Origin of the sequence: Paraburkholderia edwinii, from assembly GCF_019428685.1 — a bacterium.
Taxonomy (GTDB): Bacteria; Pseudomonadota; Gammaproteobacteria; order Burkholderiales; family Burkholderiaceae; genus Paraburkholderia; species Paraburkholderia edwinii.
Genome location: NZ_CP080096.1, coordinates 432,227 through 449,223, shown reverse-complemented (window position 1 = coordinate 449,223; position 16,997 = coordinate 432,227). Strand labels below are relative to the sequence as shown.

The window sequence follows — 16,997 nt, the reverse complement described above, 5'->3', positions numbered from 1 at the left end:
ATGCCGAGTCAGAAGTATGCCTGCAACGTGCTGCGTGGAGCGGATTGCTTAAAGCTGGATCATCCCGCCATCGATCACGATCTCGGTGCCGACAATAAAGCCCGACTCCGCCGACGCCAGATGCAGCACCGTCGATGCGATTTCGCTCGAATTGCCGAAGCGGCCGAGCGGAATCTGATTGCGGATCTGCTCCTTCGTGTCGTCGTCGAAACCCAGCTTCGTATGCAGCGGCGTCGTGACCGGGCCCGGGCTGACCACATTGACGCGCACGCCGCGCGGCAGTAGCTCGGCCGACAGCGTCTTCGCCAGCGAGATCAACGCGGCCTTGCTCGCCGCATAAACGGACGACGACGGCATGCCGATGTGCGCATTGATCGACGCGTTGAGCACGATCGACGCGCCCTTGTTGAAGAGCGGCGTCAGAGCCTGAATCTGGAAGTACGGCCCTTTGACGTTGATGTCGAACGACTCGTCCCACATCGATTCCGCGACGTCCGCAAATGCCGCGAACTTCGCGATGCCCGCATTGATGAACACCGCGTCGAGACGCACGTCCTCGTTGGTCAGACGCTGCGCGAGTTCGCGTGCCCCTGCGGCCGAGCCCGCGTCGTTGCGGATCGCGAGCGCGGATTCGCCGAGCGTACGGGCCGCCGCTGCGAGCGACGCTTCATCGCGGCCCGTGATGATCACACGCGCGCCTTCGGCCGCAAAAGCCTGCGCGGTGACGAGGCCCATTCCACTGTTGCCGCCGGTGACGAGTACGGTCTTTCCTTCAAAGCGATTCATGATGTTCTCCTATGAACATGCGTTCGGTGTGAAGGGAATTGTGGTCTTTGGGACGTCGAATGACGTACGAACAAGTTGGGCCTCTCGTTCGAAGAAACTGGATATGTTTGCCTGCGCTAAATTTCGGCGGGGCGCGGCGCGCCGATCGTGAGGACGACCCTTTCCGCACGTACAATGCATACTGGCGGCAGTCGTGTAGCACCCGTGATGACAGACGAACCGAAAGAGGGACGATATGGAAATTGATCCGACCGAGTGGTTTCCGTTAGACGAATACAAGCCGGCGCGCGAGGGATGGTACGAAGTGCAGCTGGTGAGTGGCGAAACGGCGTTTGCGCGATATACCGAGGGTGAGTGGACCGAAAAGCCGCCGCTCGTCTTTACGCACTGGCGCGGCTTGAGCAAAGACCCGGTGAAGAGCGGCGATACCGAAAACATCGGCGCTGAAGTCGCGGCGGCCGAAGGCGTGCGAGCGGTCTGGAACGCATTCTTTCCGGGTGCCGGCGGCGATGCGCACAAGCCGCTCGAAGCGTCGCCCGACGAACAGCCTACCAACGGGCCACATTGATCCGGTCGGCAGTGGTGCAGCATAAAGCAGCAGGCGGGCGGCGCGATGCGCGGCCCGCGGTACAGTCGGAAAAGCTGTCACATTAATGTCGCTCAGGCAGTCGAACTTACCGGTGCCGTCGGCGTGGTGACAGACGCCGGATGTTGCAGGGCCACCTCAGCCCACAACGGGGTTGCTACGCTGCCGCAATGTCGTGCGCGGTAAAGCCGAAAAAGACCTGCACCTCGACAATCTTCCCGCTCTCGACGCGGAACAACTCGGCATTGCGAAACGGCGCGCCCCCTTTCCGTTTGCACGCGTACCGGACGAAAGCCTCATTCCCTTCCACGAACAGCTTCTCGATGCGGCAGTATTCGATCTCTTCGTTGATCGGCCAGCACCGCTCGAAGTAGGTGCGCCGATCGATCCGGTCGTCCTGCGGGCTCGTAAAAGTGAAATGGTCGGCGAGCGTCGCCTCGAGGGCGGCGCGGTCTTTCGCCTCGTATGCCGCATAGGCGCGGCGGACGATTTCGTCGACGGTAGAGCGGTCGTTCATAACGCCTCCTTGAGGCAAGACAGACCGGTGTTGGCGTTCGCTGGGCGCCGCTTTGAACTCCCGCTTCAAACCCGATCAGTCGCAGCCCGGTTTTCGCTTCCTTCCCGCGCTTGCGCCTCGCCCGGCGACGCCGTGCGCAGCAGAAACGCGCCGAACGCCGCGGCCAGCGCGGCGAAGATCGCGCCGAACAGGAACGCGACGTGATAGCCGTCCGTGAGCGCGGCGCGTGCGTCCTGCGTCGCGCCTGGCTCGCCGGTTTGCGCGGCCGCGAGGCTCGCGAGCACCGCGAGACCGAGCGCGCCGCCCATCATGAATGATGTATTGACGATGCCCGACGCCAGCCCCGAATCGCTCGGCTCGACGTCGTTCATCGCGGCGAGCAGCACCGGATTGAATGCGACGCCGGCGCCGATGCCGAGCAGCGCCATGCCGGGCAGCACGTCGATCACGAACTGGCCCGTCACCGGCGCGCGCGCAAACAGCAGCAGCCCGATCGCGGCGAGCAGCAGACCGACGCCGATCGGCCGGCGAATACCGAAGCGCATCACGATGCGCGCCGAAAGCCCAAGCGAGAAGACCGCCATGATCAGATTCGCCGGCAAAAACGCGAGCCCGACCTGAAACGGCGCATAGCCGAGCACACGCTGCATATACAGCGCCGAGATAAAGAACCATGCGAACATCGCGGCGGCCCACAACACGCCGATCGCATTCGCAATCGTCACATTGCGCTTGCGGAACAGCGCGAGCGGCATCAGCGGATGTTGCACCCGCGCCTCGATCGCGAGGAATACCGCAAGCAACACGATCGCCATGCCGATCAAGCCGAGCGTTTGCGCGGACGTCCAGCCCGCTTCGTTGCCGTTGACGATCGCATAGACGGCGAGCATCAGCGAGGCCGTCACCGTAATCGCGCCGGCGACATCGAGCCGCTCGCCGTGCGCATGGCCGCGCCCCGCGGGCAGCAGCGTGACGCACAACGCATACACGGCGACGCCGATCGGCAGATTGACGAGGAAGATCCAGTGCCAGCTGAGCAGATTCGTCAGCAGTCCGCCGAGCAGCACGCCGATGCTGCCGCCGCCGGCGCAGACGAAGCCGTACACGCCCATTGCCTTGGCGCGTTCGTCGGGCTCGGTGAACAGATTCATGATCAGCGACAGCGATACCGCCGAGACGACCGCGCCGCCGAGCCCTTGCACCGCGCGTGCACAGACCAGCATCACCTGCGAATTCGCGAGCCCGCATGCGAGCGACGCCAGGGTGAACAATGTGATGCCGGCCAGGAACAGCTTGCGGTGTCCGTACAGATCACCGAGGCGCCCGCCGAGCAGCAAAAAGCCGCCGAACGTGAGCATGTAGGCATTGACGACCCACACTAGCGATGTTTCGGAGAAGCCGAGATCGGCTGCGATCGAAGGCAAGGCGACATTCACGATCGTCGTGTCGAGCACGATCATCAGCACGCCGAGGCAAAGCACGACAAGTGCCAGCCAGCGTGCGCGCCCTTCGATATTGTGGGTCATGCGTCGGTCTCCATTCGTTATGCGTAATTCTTCGCGCAATGGAAAACCGACAGTCTAGTCCCGGGTATGTGTCGTATTCAACCGCGGACTTTAGCCGCGGTCTTCAGGCGCGGCCATCAGCCGCGTCCCGGACCACTACTTCACCGCACCCAGCGCAAGCCCTTTGACGAGATAGCGCTGCAGCCACGCGAACACCACCGAAACCGGCAGCGTCGCACACAACGTGGCGGCCATCACGAGATGCCATTCGACCGTGTATTTGCCCGCCACCATATCCGTGACCTGCACGGTCAGCGTCTTGTTTTCCGGCGAGCGGATCAGCGTATAGACCACGGCAAACTCGTTCCACGCATTGATAAACGTGAAAATCGCGGTGACGACGATAGCCGGTACCGCGAGCGGCAGAAACACCTTGAATACCGCGCGCGTCCGGCTGCAACCTTCGAGCCACGCCGATTCTTCGAGATCGCGCGGCACCGTCGCGAAATACGACGACAGCATCCACACCGCAAACGCGATATTGAATGCCGCATACGACACGATGACGCCGATTTTCGAATCGACGAGGTTGCCGTCGCCGTACGGAATCATCGCGGCAAGCCGGAACAGACCGACCACCAGCAGAATGGGCGACAGCATCTGCGTGACGAGCAGGAACTGCCGGTACACGCTGCGACCGCTAAACGGAAAGCGCGCAAGCGCATACGCGGCGGGCAGGCTGACCGCCAGCGCGAGCAGCGTCGACAGGCAGCTGATCACCGCGCTATTGCGCAGCGCGACGCCGAAATTCGCCGCGGTCCACATATCGACAAAGTTCTGCCAGTGCCAGTGCACCGGCAGCCAGCGCGCCGGATAGACGAACACTTCCTGCGCGGGCTTCAGCGCGGTGAAAAACATCACCGCGAACGGAAACAGCACGACCACGACGAGCGGCGACAGCGCGAGCCAGCACCACAGCGAGCGTTTCATTTTCGCGTTCATGCGGCGTCTCCTTCTTTTTGCGGCTGCATGCGCAGATACACGATCGAAAACACGAACAGCATCACGAGCATGATCAGCGACACCGCGGCCGCCTGACCCGGCCGGCCGAGCCGGAAGCCGAGTTCGTACAGATAGGTGACGAGAATGTGCGTGCCGTTGTCGGGGCCGCCTTGCGTCATCACCCAGATAATCGGGAACGAGTTGAACACGTAGATCACGTTCAACAGAATCGCCATGTTGATAAACGGCCGCAGCAGCGGCAGCGTGAGCTGGCGGAATTGCTGCCAGGCGCTCGCACCGTCGATGCGCGCGGCTTCGTAAATATCGCCGGGCACAGACGACAAGCCGCCGAGCAGAATGGTCACGGTAAACGGAATCGACACAAGAATGCCGACCGCGATTTCCACCGGGAACGCGAGCTCAGGCGTGGCGAGCCAGTGAATCGGGCCGCCGATCAAGCCGAGGCGCTGCAACGTGACGTTGACCATGCCGTAGTCGTCGTTGAAGGCCCAGCGCCAGACCACGGCGGTCATCGTCAGCGAAACGGACCACGGCAACATCACGATCGTGCGCGCGATGCCGCGGCCATGAAAATCCTGGTTTAGCACCAGCGCGACGGGCACCGAGAACAGCACGGTGCCGCCGACCACGCAGGCGGTCCACACGAGCGTGCGGCGCGTCGCGTCGAGAAACACCGGGTCCGAGAACACGGTGTAGAAATTCTGCAGCCCGTTGAAATCGCGAATCGCACCGAAGCGCGACACATCGTGTACCGACTGGTAGACGATGTTGAAAATCGGATAGCTGATGATGAACAGCGCCAGGATCAGGCTAGGCGCGATCAGCAGCCACGGCGTGGTCATGCGCGGCGATACGGACCCGGAGGCGCGCAGCGCGGCAGGTGCGGAAGCGGAGGCGGGACGGCTCATGCGTGCTCGTGCTCGGTCAGAATTGCGCCGGCCGCGAGGCCGGGTGCGGCATGACCTGTGCCGCCGGCGAGCGGCGGCACAGGCCTGGGGACGTCGACGCCGCGTGCGCGAAGAACGCGATGCGGCGCCATGATGAGTGCTTATTGGCCGAAAGCTACTGGCCCAACGCTTATTGGCCCAACGACTTATCGGCTTCGGTTGCCGCCTGCTTCAGCGCGTCAGACGGTTTCGCCTTGCCCAGATACACCGATTGCATCGCGTTCGTGACAGCCTTCGCGGTGTCTTCCCAGCCGGTGATCGTCGGCGCGAAGTGCGCGGTCGGCAGCAGGGCGATAAACGCCTTCGTGTCCGGATCGGCGAACGCTGGGTCGGCCGCTTCAGCCTTCGTGGTCGGCAGGAAGCCTTCCGTGCTCGTGAACTCGACGCGCGGTTCCTTCGTGAACAGATAGTCGAGGAACTTCCACGCGCTCTTCTTCACCTTCGAGTTCTTGAACATCACGATCGAATCGGTGACGGCGTAGGTCGCTTCCTTCGTGCCAACCGGGATCGGATCGATGCCGTACTTGAGATTCGGCGCTTCCTTCTTGATCTGCTTCGCAAGGAACGGCGCGGAAATCACCATCGCCACGCGGCCCTGCTTGAAGAGGTTCTGCACGTCTTCACGGCTGTAGCCGGTCACGCCCGGCTGCGTGAGGCCTTCGTCGATCATCGTCTTGTAGAGCGTCGCGGCCTTGATGCCGGCTGGCGAATCGAACGCGGCCTTGCCCTTTGCCACCACGTCGCCGCCGTTGGTCCACAGCGCGTAGTAATAGTAGACGTCCGTTTCGATTTCCTTGCCCTGCAGGCCGAAACCGGCAATGCCCTTCGCCTTCAGCTTCTTCGACGCATCGATCACGTCATTCCACGTTTTCGGGCCGTTCGGGTAGCCGACGCTCGCGAGCAGATCCTTGTTGTAGTACAGCGCGCGCGCGGAAGCGGCGATCGGCAGGCCGTACGTCTTGCCGTCGATCTGGCCCGGCGCCAGGAACGGGCCGATAAAGCGGTTCTTGAAGCTCGCGTCCATATAGCCGTCGAGCGGCTCGGCCACGCCGTCCTTCACGAAGTCGAGCAGCCAGCGCGTACCGACGATCGCGAGGTCGGCGTTCGCGTTACCGGAGATGTCCGTTTGCAGCTTCTGCTGCAGCGTGTCCCAGTTCACGTCTTCGATCTTGATCGTCGTGCCGGGATTCGCCTTTTCGAACTGACGCGCCATTTTCTCGAAGTACGGCGCCGTCTGGTCGCTGTAGTGCGCGACCGTGACGCGGACCGTATCGGCGTGCGCCGCTATGGCCATTCCTGCAAACGTGAGCGCCACGGCAAGCTTGCCGAGCGTGAGGGAAGCACGTGCATGCAACGACATTTCTCTCTCCTGGGTGGTCCGCTGCCGTCGCCGGCCGCTTTGGGTTGAATTGTTTGAAAAAATCCTACAGGACGAAAAAAATGTTGTCACGTAGGGATGCCGATAATTTTTTGACGGCGTATCGTTTGCATAACATCCTGTAAAGATGGGCTTTTTGTTGCGATGCGGGTCAACGCCCGAGCACACGGGCCCGGCAGCTTCAACGGGCTTCGATCGGTTTCCGGGATCTCATATGTTGGAAATTTACATGGATCGCGGACATGATTCAGGTGGCATAAAAGCGCGAGGATGAACGGATGAAACGTGTGGTTTTAGTGACAGGCGCGTGCGGCGGCATCGGCAGCGTGCTGACGAAACGCTTCGTCGAAGCGGGCGATCACGTGCTGGCGCTTGATCGCAAGGCGGAACCGCTCGCGGCGCTCGCGAACGAACTCGGCGCGGCGCAGGTCACGCCGCTCGCCGTCGATACCGGCGAGGCCGACGCCGTGCGCGATGCGGTTGCGCGCGCAACGGCTGCGACCGGGCCGGTCGACGTGGTCGTCGCCAACGCGGGCTCGGCTGAAGGGCTGACGCTTGCGAAAACCGATGCGGCGGCCTGGCAGCGCGACGTGCATTCGAATTTGAACGGCACGTACCACACGGTCGAGGCGGTGCGCGCATCGATGATCGAGCGCCAGCGCGGCGCGATCGTGCTGATCGGCTCGGTCAACGGCATGGCGATGCTCGGCCACCCGGCGTACAGCGCGGCCAAGGCCGGCTTGATCAGCTATACGAAGGCGCTCGCGGTGGAACTCGGCCGTTACGGGATTCGCGCGAACATCGTTTGCCCTGGCACCGTGAAGACGCCGGCGTGGCAGGCGCGCGTCGACAAGAATCCGCAGGTCTTCGAGAACCTGAAGAAGTGGTACCCGCTGCGCGACTTCGCGACACCCGACGACATCGCCAACGCGGTGCTGTTTCTCGCGTCGCCGCTGGCGCGCGTGATTACGGGCGTCGCGTTGCCGGTAGACGGCGGTTTGATGGCGGGCAACCGTCTGATGGCCGAGGAATTGACGCTCGAATCGCTGTAAGCGTAACCGCGCGGGTAGGCGCGGTGCAGGCAGCAGGAAAGCAGCGGCGAAAAAGTGGCAGGAAAGCGGCAAGACGCAAAGGCAAAACCGAGCTGACAAAGACGAGGACAGCATGGCAGCAGTGCAATTGAGCGGCATTTACAAGCGATATGGCGACACCCAGGTCGTGCACGGCATCGACCTGCATATCGACGACGGCGAGTTCGTCGTGCTGGTCGGTCCGTCGGGCTGCGGCAAGAGCACGCTGATGCGGATGGTCGCAGGCCTCGAGGAAATCAGCGGCGGCGACCTGACGATCGGCGGCACGCGGGCGAATTCGCTTGCACCGCAGCAGCGCAATATATCGATGGTGTTTCAGAGCTACGCGCTCTATCCGCATCTTTCGGTGTACGACAATATCGCGTTCGGCCCGCGCATCCGCAAGGAGGCGGCGTCGGGGTTCAAGCCGCGCATCGAGGCAGCAGCGAAGATGTTGAACCTGAGCGGCTATCTGGACCGCCTGCCGCGTGCGCTGTCGGGCGGCCAGCGGCAACGCGTCGCGATGGGCCGCGCGGTTGTGCGCGAGCCGGCGCTGTTCCTGTTCGACGAGCCGCTGTCGAACCTCGACGCAAAACTGCGCGTGCAGATGCGCACCGAAATCAAGGCGCTGCATCAGCGGCTCAAGAACACCGTCATTTACGTCACGCACGACCAGATCGAAGCGATGACGATGGCGGACCGCATCGTCGTGATGAACGCCGGGCGCATCGAACAGGTCGGGCGTCCGCTCGAGCTGTACGACCGGCCGGCCAATCTGTTCGTCGCGAGCTTTCTCGGCTCGCCGTCGATGAATTTCGCGGAAGGCGAAGTCGTGGCCGGCGACGGTGGCCTGACGCTGCTGCTCGCCGACGGCATGCGCATTCCGCTGACAGGTCAGCAGCTGCAACCGGGCGCGAAGGTGACGCTCGGGGTGCGGCCCGAGCATATCGAAACGGGCACCGCGCAGGACGGCATGCCGATGACGATCGAAGTGGTCGAGCCGACCGGCGCGGAAACGCACCTGTACGGCAAGATCGGCGGCAATACATGGTGCGTGACGACCCGCGAACGTGCAGCGCTCGAGCCCGGCCAGCGCGTCACGCTGCGGCTGCCGGCCGAACATCGGCATCTGTTCGATACGGAGAGCGGACGCAGGATCGCCTGACGCCGCGCGCCGCGCGAAACCGCCTTGTTCGCCGCTTGGTTTGCCGCCTCATTCGCATTAGCGGGCGACAACGGGCTTCGCGGCGCAAATTGCTGACCTTGAACCCAAGAGGAACATGCGGGTGTCCGCAGCGAACCTGATTCCCCATATCCGCGATGCGCTGCCGTCGCTGCGGCCCGCGGAACGCAAGGTCGCCGACATGGTGCTGTCTGACGTCGACTTTGCGATGCGCGCGAGCATCACCGAGATCGCGCAGCGTGCGGACGTCTCCGAGCCGTCGGTCACGCGCTTTTGCCGCGCGGTCGGCGCGCATGGGCTGCGCGACTTCAAGATGCGGCTCGCGCAAAGCGCCGCGGGCGGCATGCCGTACGAATCGCAGGCAGTCGCGCGCAACGACGACATTCAAACGCTATTCGATAAGGTAGGCGAAGCGGCGATCGAAGGCTTGAGCCACGCGCGCAGCGCGCTCGACCCGGTTGCGGTGGAAGCGGCGCTCGCGGCGCTGACGAGCGCGCGGCGCATCTATTTCTTCGGCGTTGGCGCGGGTTCGGGGCTGGTCGCGCAGGACGCCGCGCTGCGCTTGCTGCGCCTCGACCTGGCCGCAAGCGCGTTCACCGACGCGCATCTGCAACGACTCTACGCAGGCCTGATGGAACCGGGCGACGTCGCATTCGCAATTTCGCACTCCGGACGCAGCGTCGAAGTGAACGAGAGCATCCAGATCGCGAAAGAACGCGGCGCGACGACGATCGCGCTGACCAACGTCGGTTCGCGGCTCGCATGGCTCGTCGATATTCCGCTGCTGTTGCGCGCGCCGAACGCGGTCGAGCCGCATACGCCGGGCGTGTCGCGCCTCGTGCATCTGTGCGTTGTCGACGCGCTGGCGATCGGCATTGCACTGCGGCTCGGGCCGAAGACACTCGAAAAAATGCGCGAGGCCGGGGCGCGCGTCTCCCACGAACCGGAAGCGGCAGGCGGCGATCGTCAGTCCTGATGGCTACGTGCCCACTCACGCATTTTTGACGACTGGACAAGCGCTTGCGTTAATAAAACAATCTATATTGCAAGCATAAAAACGATATTCGACGCGATCCCACCGCCGCACCGCCGCATTCGCGGACCGCGCCATGGCACTACCTGACGCTACCCAGCGTGCTGCGTCTCTCGCAGATATCCGGTCGTTAACCCTTAAGGGGAAGCCATGTCCACGTCACCTCTCTACGATGGCGATGCACCGCACGGATTAGATGGGACCACTGAGCAAGCCGATGCGCGGCTGCACAACCGCGACCTCGCGCCGGTCCCGCACGATAAGCGCACGTGGACCGGTTACAGCATCTTCGCGATGTGGATGTCGGACGTCCACAGCGTCGGCGGCTATACGTTTGCGGCGAGCCTGTTTCTGCTCGGCATCTCCGGCTGGCAGGTGCTGCTTGCGCTCGCGGTCGGCATTCTGATCGTCTATGTGCTGATGAACTGGGTCGGCAAGCCGAGCTACGTGCACGGCATTCCGTTTCCGGTGATGGCGCGCGTCAGCATGGGTGTGATGGGCGCGAATCTCGCGGCGGTGATTCGCGGCGTGGTCGGCATTGTCTGGTACGGCGTGCAGACGTATTTCGCGTCGAAGGCGGTGGCCACGCTGCTTGTGTTGTTTATTCCCGCATCGGTGTCGCTCACGCAAGTCAGCTTCATGCGGCTCGATGGCCTCGGCTGGATCAGCTTCCTCTTTATGTGGATTTTCCAGTTGATCATTTTCCAGCGCGGCATGGATACGATCCGCAGATTCATCGACTTCTGCGGACCCGCGGTCTACGTGGTGATGTTCGTGCTGATGGCGTGGATTCTGTCGCAGGCGGGGCTCGGCAGCCTGAGCCTCACGCTTGGCGGCAAGGAGCTGAGCGGAGGCCAGCAACTCGCGTCGATGGGCAACGCGATTCTGCTCGTCGTGAGCTATTTCGCGGCGCTGCTGCTCAATTTCGGCGACTTCTCGCGCTTTGCAAAAAGCGAGCAGCAGATGAAGGTCGGCAATTTTCTCGGCTTGCCGGTGAATTTCATTGTCTTCGCGATCATCACGGTGATCGTGACGTCGGGTAGCGCGACCGTATTCGGGCAGATGATCATGGACCCGGTGGCGATCGTCGCACATATCCAGAACAAGGTGGCGGTGGTGATCGGCAGCGTGACGTTTATCATCGCGACAATGGGCATCAATATCGTCGCCAATTTCGTGTCGCCCGCGTACGACATCGCCAACCTGTTCCCGAAGCATGTGAACTTCAAGCGCGGCGGGCTGATCGCATCGATCCTCGCGGTACTCGTCTGCCCCTGGATTTTCGTCGACAGCGCGAAGGCGATCACGATTTTCGTCAGCGTATTCGGCGCCGTGCTCGCGCCGCTTTACGGCGTGATGATGGCCGACTTCTATCTGATCAAGAAACAGCAGGTGCAAACGGCCGAGCTTTATACGATGTCGCCGAAGGGCCGCTTTTACTACGACGGCGGCTGGAACAGAATGGGCGTCATCGCGCTGATTATCTCGGGCTGCATCTCGATCGGCTGGGAGCTTTGCACGCAACTGCTGCATGTGCTGCCGGAGAATAATTTCGGCTGGCTGATCGGCGCGATTGCCGGCGCGGTCGTCTATGTCGCGTTGATGCGCACGGCAAGGCGCGTTTAGCGTCGGTGCCTGGTTGCGCCTTATATGCGCCTTATATGCGCCTTCTATGCGCACATAGAAGGCGCTGAGGGCCAGAAAACAGTAACCTGGCCGTCCTACGCAGCTTCGAGCGCTTCCAGTCCGAGCCGCGCATATTCCCATGCCGCCCATTCGGCGGCGACATCGACGAGTTCTTCCTTTGCGCGCATGAGCGCCGCCGCCCGCGCTGCCTGATCGGAAAATTGCAGCGGCTGCGCATCGACAAAACGCGGATCGTTCACACCGACAAACCTGAACGCCGTCTTGAGCGCGGGCGTTAGCGCATCCATGGACGAGTAAGGTGTGCCGGGCCGCAAGTCCGCGCCGCGCGTCGTAATGAATAACGTTTTCTGCCGGGTCAGCTGACCGATCAGCTCGCCGTTCTTCGCCTTCTTATAGGTCAGGTCCGTGCGCGTGATGTTGTCGATAAACGCCTTGAACGTGGACGGCATCGACCAGTTGTACATCGGCATCGCGAACAGAAACGCATCCGCTGCGAAAAGCCGCTTGCACAGCGCATCCGACGCGGCGAGCGTGGCTTTCATTTCAGGCGTGCGTTCGTTTTCGGCGCGGTACGTCGCCACGGCGAACGCCTGCGTGACATGCTCCGGCGTATCGACCGTCACATCCAGATAGTCCACTTCCACCTCTACGCCTTGCGAGCGCAGGTTTTCGATGAAAAAGCGCGCCAATGCGCGCGAATTGGACGTCTCGCGCTTCGCGCTCGCGTCGACATGGAACAGTTTCATGTTGGCCTCTCCGGAATTCAATACGCGCTGTCTGGCGGTGACAAATCACGGCTCAGTGACTCGGCAGGTAATCGGGGTTTAGTAACTACGACTGAACGTATCGTAGATTAAAATCGTAAAGGAGTCTTCGCTTTTTTGCAAGCCTGCGTGGAACACACTCTTCCTGAAAATGCATCTAATAATCTTTGTCGTCAGTGACTAACATGCCGGAAATCACGGCGGCGCAATGTCGCCCGCCCCGTCATTCATTCCGCAGACCTGATGCGGATCCACCCGGAAGCCTGTCGATCGATGTCTACCGAGACGCCATGTAGCGCTGTGCCCATTGCCGAACGACGCGTATCCGCATGGCGCTATATCCTCGCGGGCCTGTGCGCCAGCCTTGTCAGCATCGGCCTCGCGCGCTTCGCCTACACGCCGCTGCTGCCGTCGCTCATAGAGGCGCACTGGTTCGCGACATCCGACGCCGTCTATCTCGGCGCGGCGAACCTGATGGGTTATCTGATCGGGGCGATCGCCGGCCGGCCGCTTGCGCGCTATCTGACGAATGCGCATACATTGCGCGCGATGATGGTGCTCGTGACCGTTGCGTTCTTTGCATGCGGATTTCCCGTGTCCGTCGCATGGTTCTTCGTATGGCGGCTGCTCTCGGGCGTGGCAGGCGGGGCCGTGATGGTGCTCGTGGCCGCGACGGTGATGCCGCACGTGCCCGGCGAGCGCAGAGGTCTTGTAAGCGGTGCGCTGTTTCTCGGGCTCGGGCTCGGCATTGCCGGTTCGGGCACAGTGATTCCGCTGCTGCTCAATCTCGGACTGAGCCAGACGTGGTTCGGCCTTGGCGTGTTGTCAGCCGTACTGACCGCGGCCACGTGGACAGCCTGGCCGTCGGCTCGCGCCCATGCCGCTGTCGTGCACGCCCACGCGCAGGCAGCCTCGCCACATCGGCCGGCCAGTGGCGCGGTGCGCTTGCTGTTTGCGCAATATTCGTTGATGGCGTTCGGCGTCGTGCCGACGATGGTATTTCTCGTCGACTTCATCGCGCGCGGACTCGGTTCGGGAACCCATGTCGGCGCGCTGATCTGGAGCTTGTACGGCGTCGGCGCGATTGCGGGGCCGCCAATATACGGCTGGCTTGCCGACCGGATCGGCGGCACGCGCAGCGTGCGCGTTGTGATGTTGGCGCAGGGCGTATTCGCGGCGCTGCTTGCGGCGTCGAGCAACCGCGTTGCGATTGGCGTGCTCGCGGTGCTGATCGGCAGCTTTCCGCCGGGCATGGTGCCGATGATGCTGGCGCGCGTGCATGAAGTGATACACGGCAATCATGCGGCGCAGAATGTTATATGGAGTCGCCTGACAATTATGTTCGCGGCGTTTCAGGCCGCGGCGGGCTATATCTGTTCGTCGATTTTCAACGGCAGCGGCGGCAGTCACCGGACGCTGTTCGCCATCGGCGCCGGTGCGTTTCTCCTGATCCTGATGATCGATCTGGTGGGTTCGAGGTTTCAGCAAGCAGCGACCGCGAAATAAAACAGAAGAGACGCCATACCGCGCGTCTCTTCTTTCACATCAGGTCACTTCACTCGCTCCGCTCGCGCATTACTCGCGCATCACGCGGCTCGTCAGTCCAGCGCAGAAGCCGGCCCGAAAAACTCATACCGCGCCTGGGCCGCCGGCACGCCGAGCGATTTCAGATGCTTCTTGATCGCCTTCATAAACGCTTTCGGCCCGAGGAAATACACATCGACGTCGCTTGAAGCCGGCATGAATTCGCGCAGCCGCGCTTCGTCGAGATAGCCCGCTGCGTCATGCGCGCTGTCTTCCGCGCGCGGCTTTTCATACACGTAGAAGCGCTTCAGTTGTTGCGGGTTGCGCGTGGCGAGCTCGTCGATAAAGTGACGGAATGCATGCACGCCGCCGTGACGCGAGGCATGGATGAAGTGCACGGGACGCGACGTTTTCAGCGCAACGCGCAGCATCGCAAGCGTCGGCGTAATACCCACGCCGCCGCTGATCAGCACGAGCGGCTTCGTGCTGTCTTCGAGCGTGAAGTCGCCGGACGGCGCAAACACATCGAGCGTGTCTTCCTCGATCACATGATCGTGCAGGTAATTCGACACCTTGCCGTTCGGCTCGCGCTTCACACTGATCCGGTACTCATGCCCGTTCGGCGCGGCCGACAACGAATAATTGCGGCGCACTTCCTCGCCGTTAATCATCAGACGCAGCGCAATGAACTGGCCCGGCTTGAAGTCGAGCAGTGCGCCGCCATCCGTGGGGCGCAGATAGAACGACGTGATCTCATCGCTTTCGCGCACCTTGCGCGCGACCGTGAACTTGCGCGTGCCGCGCCAGCCGCCCGGCGCCTCCGCCTTCGTCGCATACGCGCTTTCCTCGAGCCCGATCAGGATATCGGCAAGCTGCTGGTAGGCCGCGCCCCACGCTTCGATGACCGCGTCGGTGGCGATCTCCGCGCCGAGCACTTCGCGGATCGCTCGCAGCAGACACGCGCCGACGATCGGATAATGCTCGGGCAGGATATTCAGCGATACGTGCTTGTTGACGATCTGCGAAACCAGACCGCCCAGCTGCTCGAGCTGATCGATATGGCGTGCGTACATCAGCACGCCGTTGGCCAGCGCGCGCGCCTGATCGCCGTTTGCCTGGTGCGCCTGATTGAACAGCGGGCGCACTTGCGGATACTCGGCGAGCATCGTCTTGTAGAAGTGAGAAATGAGGGCTTCGCCGCCGCTTTCGAGCAGCGGAATGGTGGCTTTGACGATAGTGCGATGTTCGGTCGACAGCATGAAACTTACCCCTTCGAATGAAAATAGGCGGAATGCCCTGCTTAAACTCGGGCGGAATAACGCATAGAACGGGCCAGCTCTGAGTTGTATTAAAATCAGTGCTTTACGAATAGACGAAGTGGCTATGACACGAGTCGAATCGACTGCGCACGAAGTCAAAGTGACTGCATCCGGCGTGCTTGACGCGCTGATCCCGCTGGTTCAGGACCTCTCGCACGACTTGTCCGATAGCGAGCGCTACCGGCGTCTCCTCGCGACGCTGCGCGAGCTGTTTCCGGGCGACGCGGCCGCGCTGCTGCGGCTCGAAGGCGACATGCTCGTGCCGCTCGCGATCGACGGCTTGACGAGCGATACGCTGGGCCGGCGCTTTCGCGTCAGCGACCATCCGCGTTTCGTCGCGCTGTTCGCGCGCAGCGATCCCACCCGTTTTCCCGCCGATTCGGGCTTGCCGGATCCCTACGATGGCCTGGTGCAAGGCGTAAGCGGCGATCTCGAAGTACATGATTGTCTCGGCTGCCCGATCTATATCAATGGACGCCCGTGGGGCCTGCTGACACTCGACGCGTTGGACCCGGCGCGCTTCGATAGCCTCGACACGCACCTTTTGCAGGCATTCCTGAGTCTTGCTGCTGCCACGGTCAGTGTCGCCGAGCGTATCGACTCGCTCGCACGCGTAACCGAAGAGGAGCGTGAGCGAGCCGAAGCGTACCGGCAGGCGAGCGGTACAAAAACGCGCGAAATTATCGGTAGCAGTGCTGCGCGTCAACAATTGCTTGACGAAATCCGGACGGTCGCTAACAGCGACCTGACCGTGCTGGTCACGGGCGAAACCGGTGTCGGCAAGGAGCTGGTGGCGAATGCGATTCACGCGGGCTCGCCGCGTGCAAACAAGGCGTTGATCAGCCTGAACTGTGCGGCGCTTCCCGACACACTGGTTGAAAGCGAACTGTTCGGCCATGTGCGCGGCGCGTTTTCGGGTGCGTCATCGGACCGCCGCGGCAAGTTCGAACTCGCCGACGGCGGCACGCTGCTGCTCGACGAAGTCGGCGAATTGCCGCTTGCCGTGCAGGCGAAACTACTGCGCGTGCTGCAAAACGGGCAACTGCAGCGCATCGGCTCGGACAGCGAACACAAGGTCGATGTGCGGCTGATTGCCGCGACGAACCGCGATCTCGCCGAAGAAGTGCGCGCCGGCCGGTTCCGCGCGGACCTGTATCACCGGCTGAGCGTCTACCCGCTGCGCGTGCCGCCGCTGCGCGAGCGCGGGCGCGACGTTCTGCTGCTGGCCGGATTCTTCCTCGAAGAAAACCGCGCGCGGCTCGGGCTCCTGAGCATCCGTCTTGCGAGCGATGCGCAGACGGCATTGCTCGCGTACCGGTGGCCCGGCAACGTGCGCGAACTCGAGCACATGATCGGACGCAGCGCTTTCAAGGCGCTGTCGCGGCATCGCGAACGGCCGCGCATTCTGACGCTGACCGCGGCCGATCTCGGCATCTCGACGGCGCACGGGTCGCTTGCCGCGCCACGGTCCGCGCAGCACGACATGCAGAATGGCGCCGACGCGGCGGACGCGCCGCTCGAAGATTTCCGCAGCTCGGTTACCGCGTTCGAACGCTCGCTCGTTGCCGACGCGCTCGAGCGACACGACAACAATTGGGCGGCCGTCGCGCGTGCGCTTGGAATGGACCGCGCCAATCTGAACCGGCTCGCGAAGCGCCTGGGTCTGAAGTGAGAGGCCAGCGGCCCGATGGCCGCGGCGCTTGCCTGTGCGCCGG

Annotated in this window: 15 protein-coding genes; 7 read left to right on the top strand and 8 right to left on the bottom strand. The window is 62.7% G+C overall.

Translation table 11 applies throughout. The features are described from left to right. Positions 1–48: 48 nt before the first annotated feature. Positions 49–786, bottom strand: coding sequence for an SDR family oxidoreductase (locus KZJ38_RS23790; protein WP_219802142.1), 738 nt, complete (start codon positions 784–786; stop codon positions 49–51). Positions 787–1,021: 235 nt separating this feature from the next. On the opposite strand from KZJ38_RS23790, the gene KZJ38_RS23785 reads away from it, so the two are divergent. Then, positions 1,022–1,354 (top strand): hypothetical protein, encoded by a 333-nt coding sequence (locus tag KZJ38_RS23785; RefSeq protein WP_219802141.1) that lies wholly within the window; start codon positions 1,022–1,024, stop codon positions 1,352–1,354. Between the two features lie 175 nt (positions 1,355–1,529). Here the strand turns inward: KZJ38_RS23785 and KZJ38_RS23780 are convergent, their stop codons facing one another. The 5 genes from KZJ38_RS23780 to KZJ38_RS23760 form a co-directional block, all read right to left on the bottom strand. After that, positions 1,530–1,958, bottom strand: a complete 429-nt coding sequence (locus tag KZJ38_RS23780) for a nuclear transport factor 2 family protein (RefSeq protein WP_246641972.1) — start codon at positions 1,956–1,958, stop codon at positions 1,530–1,532. Continuing rightward, positions 1,955–3,415: a DHA2 family efflux MFS transporter permease subunit gene (locus tag KZJ38_RS23775; RefSeq protein WP_219802140.1), complete on the bottom strand. Its 1,461-nt coding sequence runs from the start codon at positions 3,413–3,415 to the stop codon at positions 1,955–1,957. Before KZJ38_RS23775 ends, KZJ38_RS23780 begins: the two co-directional genes overlap by 4 nt. 135 nt (positions 3,416–3,550) lie before the next feature. Continuing rightward, positions 3,551–4,396: a carbohydrate ABC transporter permease gene (locus KZJ38_RS23770; protein WP_219802139.1), complete on the bottom strand. Its 846-nt coding sequence runs from the start codon at positions 4,394–4,396 to the stop codon at positions 3,551–3,553. Then, on the bottom strand, positions 4,393–5,325 hold the full coding sequence (locus KZJ38_RS23765) for a carbohydrate ABC transporter permease (protein ID WP_425518407.1): 933 nt from the start codon (positions 5,323–5,325) through the stop codon (positions 4,393–4,395). Before KZJ38_RS23765 ends, KZJ38_RS23770 begins: the two co-directional genes overlap by 4 nt. A 169-nt stretch (positions 5,326–5,494) precedes the next feature. Beyond that, positions 5,495–6,724, bottom strand: a complete 1,230-nt coding sequence (locus KZJ38_RS23760) for an ABC transporter substrate-binding protein (RefSeq protein WP_219802138.1) — start codon at positions 6,722–6,724, stop codon at positions 5,495–5,497. A gap of 296 nt (positions 6,725–7,020) precedes the next feature. Here KZJ38_RS23760 and KZJ38_RS23755 point away from each other — a divergent pair, with 296 nt between their 5' ends. The 4 genes from KZJ38_RS23755 to KZJ38_RS23740 all read left to right on the top strand — a co-directional run bounded on the left by KZJ38_RS23755 (position 7,021) and on the right by KZJ38_RS23740 (position 11,654). Next, on the top strand, positions 7,021–7,794 hold the full coding sequence (locus KZJ38_RS23755) for an SDR family oxidoreductase (RefSeq protein ID WP_219802137.1): 774 nt from the start codon (positions 7,021–7,023) through the stop codon (positions 7,792–7,794). Between the two features lie 112 nt (positions 7,795–7,906). After that, complete coding sequence (locus tag KZJ38_RS23750) at positions 7,907–8,977, top strand: ABC transporter ATP-binding protein (RefSeq protein WP_219802136.1); 1,071 nt, start codon at positions 7,907–7,909, stop codon at positions 8,975–8,977. A 121-nt stretch (positions 8,978–9,098) separates the two neighbouring features. Beyond that, positions 9,099–9,971, top strand: coding sequence for an SIS domain-containing protein (locus KZJ38_RS23745; protein ID WP_219802135.1), 873 nt, complete (start codon positions 9,099–9,101; stop codon positions 9,969–9,971). A gap of 207 nt (positions 9,972–10,178) precedes the next feature. After that, complete coding sequence (locus KZJ38_RS23740; RefSeq protein WP_219802134.1) at positions 10,179–11,654, top strand: NCS1 family nucleobase:cation symporter-1; 1,476 nt, start codon at positions 10,179–10,181, stop codon at positions 11,652–11,654. 95 nt (positions 11,655–11,749) lie between these two features. Here KZJ38_RS23740 and KZJ38_RS23735 read toward each other — a convergent pair whose 3' ends face one another. Beyond that, positions 11,750–12,421 carry an FMN-dependent NADH-azoreductase gene (locus KZJ38_RS23735; protein WP_219802133.1) on the bottom strand — a complete coding sequence of 224 codons (672 nt, stop codon included), beginning with the start codon at positions 12,419–12,421 and terminating at the stop codon, positions 11,750–11,752. Between the two features lie 291 nt (positions 12,422–12,712). Here KZJ38_RS23735 and KZJ38_RS23730 point away from each other — a divergent pair, with 291 nt between their 5' ends. Then, a complete protein-coding gene (locus KZJ38_RS23730; RefSeq protein WP_219802132.1) occupies positions 12,713–13,945 on the top strand; it encodes a YbfB/YjiJ family MFS transporter in 1,233 nt (410 codons plus the stop codon). A gap of 92 nt (positions 13,946–14,037) precedes the next feature. Here KZJ38_RS23730 and hmpA read toward each other — a convergent pair whose 3' ends face one another. Next, positions 14,038–15,222 carry an NO-inducible flavohemoprotein gene (gene hmpA, locus KZJ38_RS23725; protein ID WP_219802131.1) on the bottom strand — a complete coding sequence of 395 codons (1,185 nt, stop codon included), beginning with the start codon at positions 15,220–15,222 and terminating at the stop codon, positions 14,038–14,040. A 124-nt stretch (positions 15,223–15,346) separates the two neighbouring features. On the opposite strand from hmpA, the gene norR reads away from it, so the two are divergent. After that, positions 15,347–16,954: a nitric oxide reductase transcriptional regulator NorR gene (gene norR / locus KZJ38_RS23720; RefSeq protein WP_219802130.1), complete on the top strand. Its 1,608-nt coding sequence runs from the start codon at positions 15,347–15,349 to the stop codon at positions 16,952–16,954. Positions 16,955–16,997 lie beyond the last annotated feature (43 nt).

Coding starts and splice junctions, on each gene's coding strand:
- KZJ38_RS23790 (WP_219802142.1), bottom strand. CDS start 786: ATGAATCGCTTTGAAGGAAAGACCGTACTCGTCACCGGCGGCAACAGT.
- KZJ38_RS23785 (WP_219802141.1), top strand. CDS start 1,022: ATGGAAATTGATCCGACCGAGTGGTTTCCGTTAGACGAATACAAGCCG.
- KZJ38_RS23775 (WP_219802140.1), bottom strand. CDS start 3,415: ATGACCCACAATATCGAAGGGCGCGCACGCTGGCTGGCACTTGTCGTG.
- KZJ38_RS23770 (WP_219802139.1), bottom strand. CDS start 4,396: ATGAACGCGAAAATGAAACGCTCGCTGTGGTGCTGGCTCGCGCTGTCG.
- KZJ38_RS23765 (WP_425518407.1), bottom strand. CDS start 5,325: ATGAGCCGTCCCGCCTCCGCTTCCGCACCTGCCGCGCTGCGCGCCTCC.
- KZJ38_RS23760 (WP_219802138.1), bottom strand. CDS start 6,724: ATGTCGTTGCATGCACGTGCTTCCCTCACGCTCGGCAAGCTTGCCGTG.
- KZJ38_RS23755 (WP_219802137.1), top strand. CDS start 7,021: ATGAAACGTGTGGTTTTAGTGACAGGCGCGTGCGGCGGCATCGGCAGC.
- KZJ38_RS23750 (WP_219802136.1), top strand. CDS start 7,907: ATGGCAGCAGTGCAATTGAGCGGCATTTACAAGCGATATGGCGACACC.
- KZJ38_RS23740 (WP_219802134.1), top strand. CDS start 10,179: ATGTCCACGTCACCTCTCTACGATGGCGATGCACCGCACGGATTAGAT.
- KZJ38_RS23735 (WP_219802133.1), bottom strand. CDS start 12,421: ATGAAACTGTTCCATGTCGACGCGAGCGCGAAGCGCGAGACGTCCAAT.
- KZJ38_RS23730 (WP_219802132.1), top strand. CDS start 12,713: ATGTCTACCGAGACGCCATGTAGCGCTGTGCCCATTGCCGAACGACGC.
- hmpA (WP_219802131.1), bottom strand. CDS start 15,222: ATGCTGTCGACCGAACATCGCACTATCGTCAAAGCCACCATTCCGCTG.
- norR (WP_219802130.1), top strand. CDS start 15,347: ATGACACGAGTCGAATCGACTGCGCACGAAGTCAAAGTGACTGCATCC.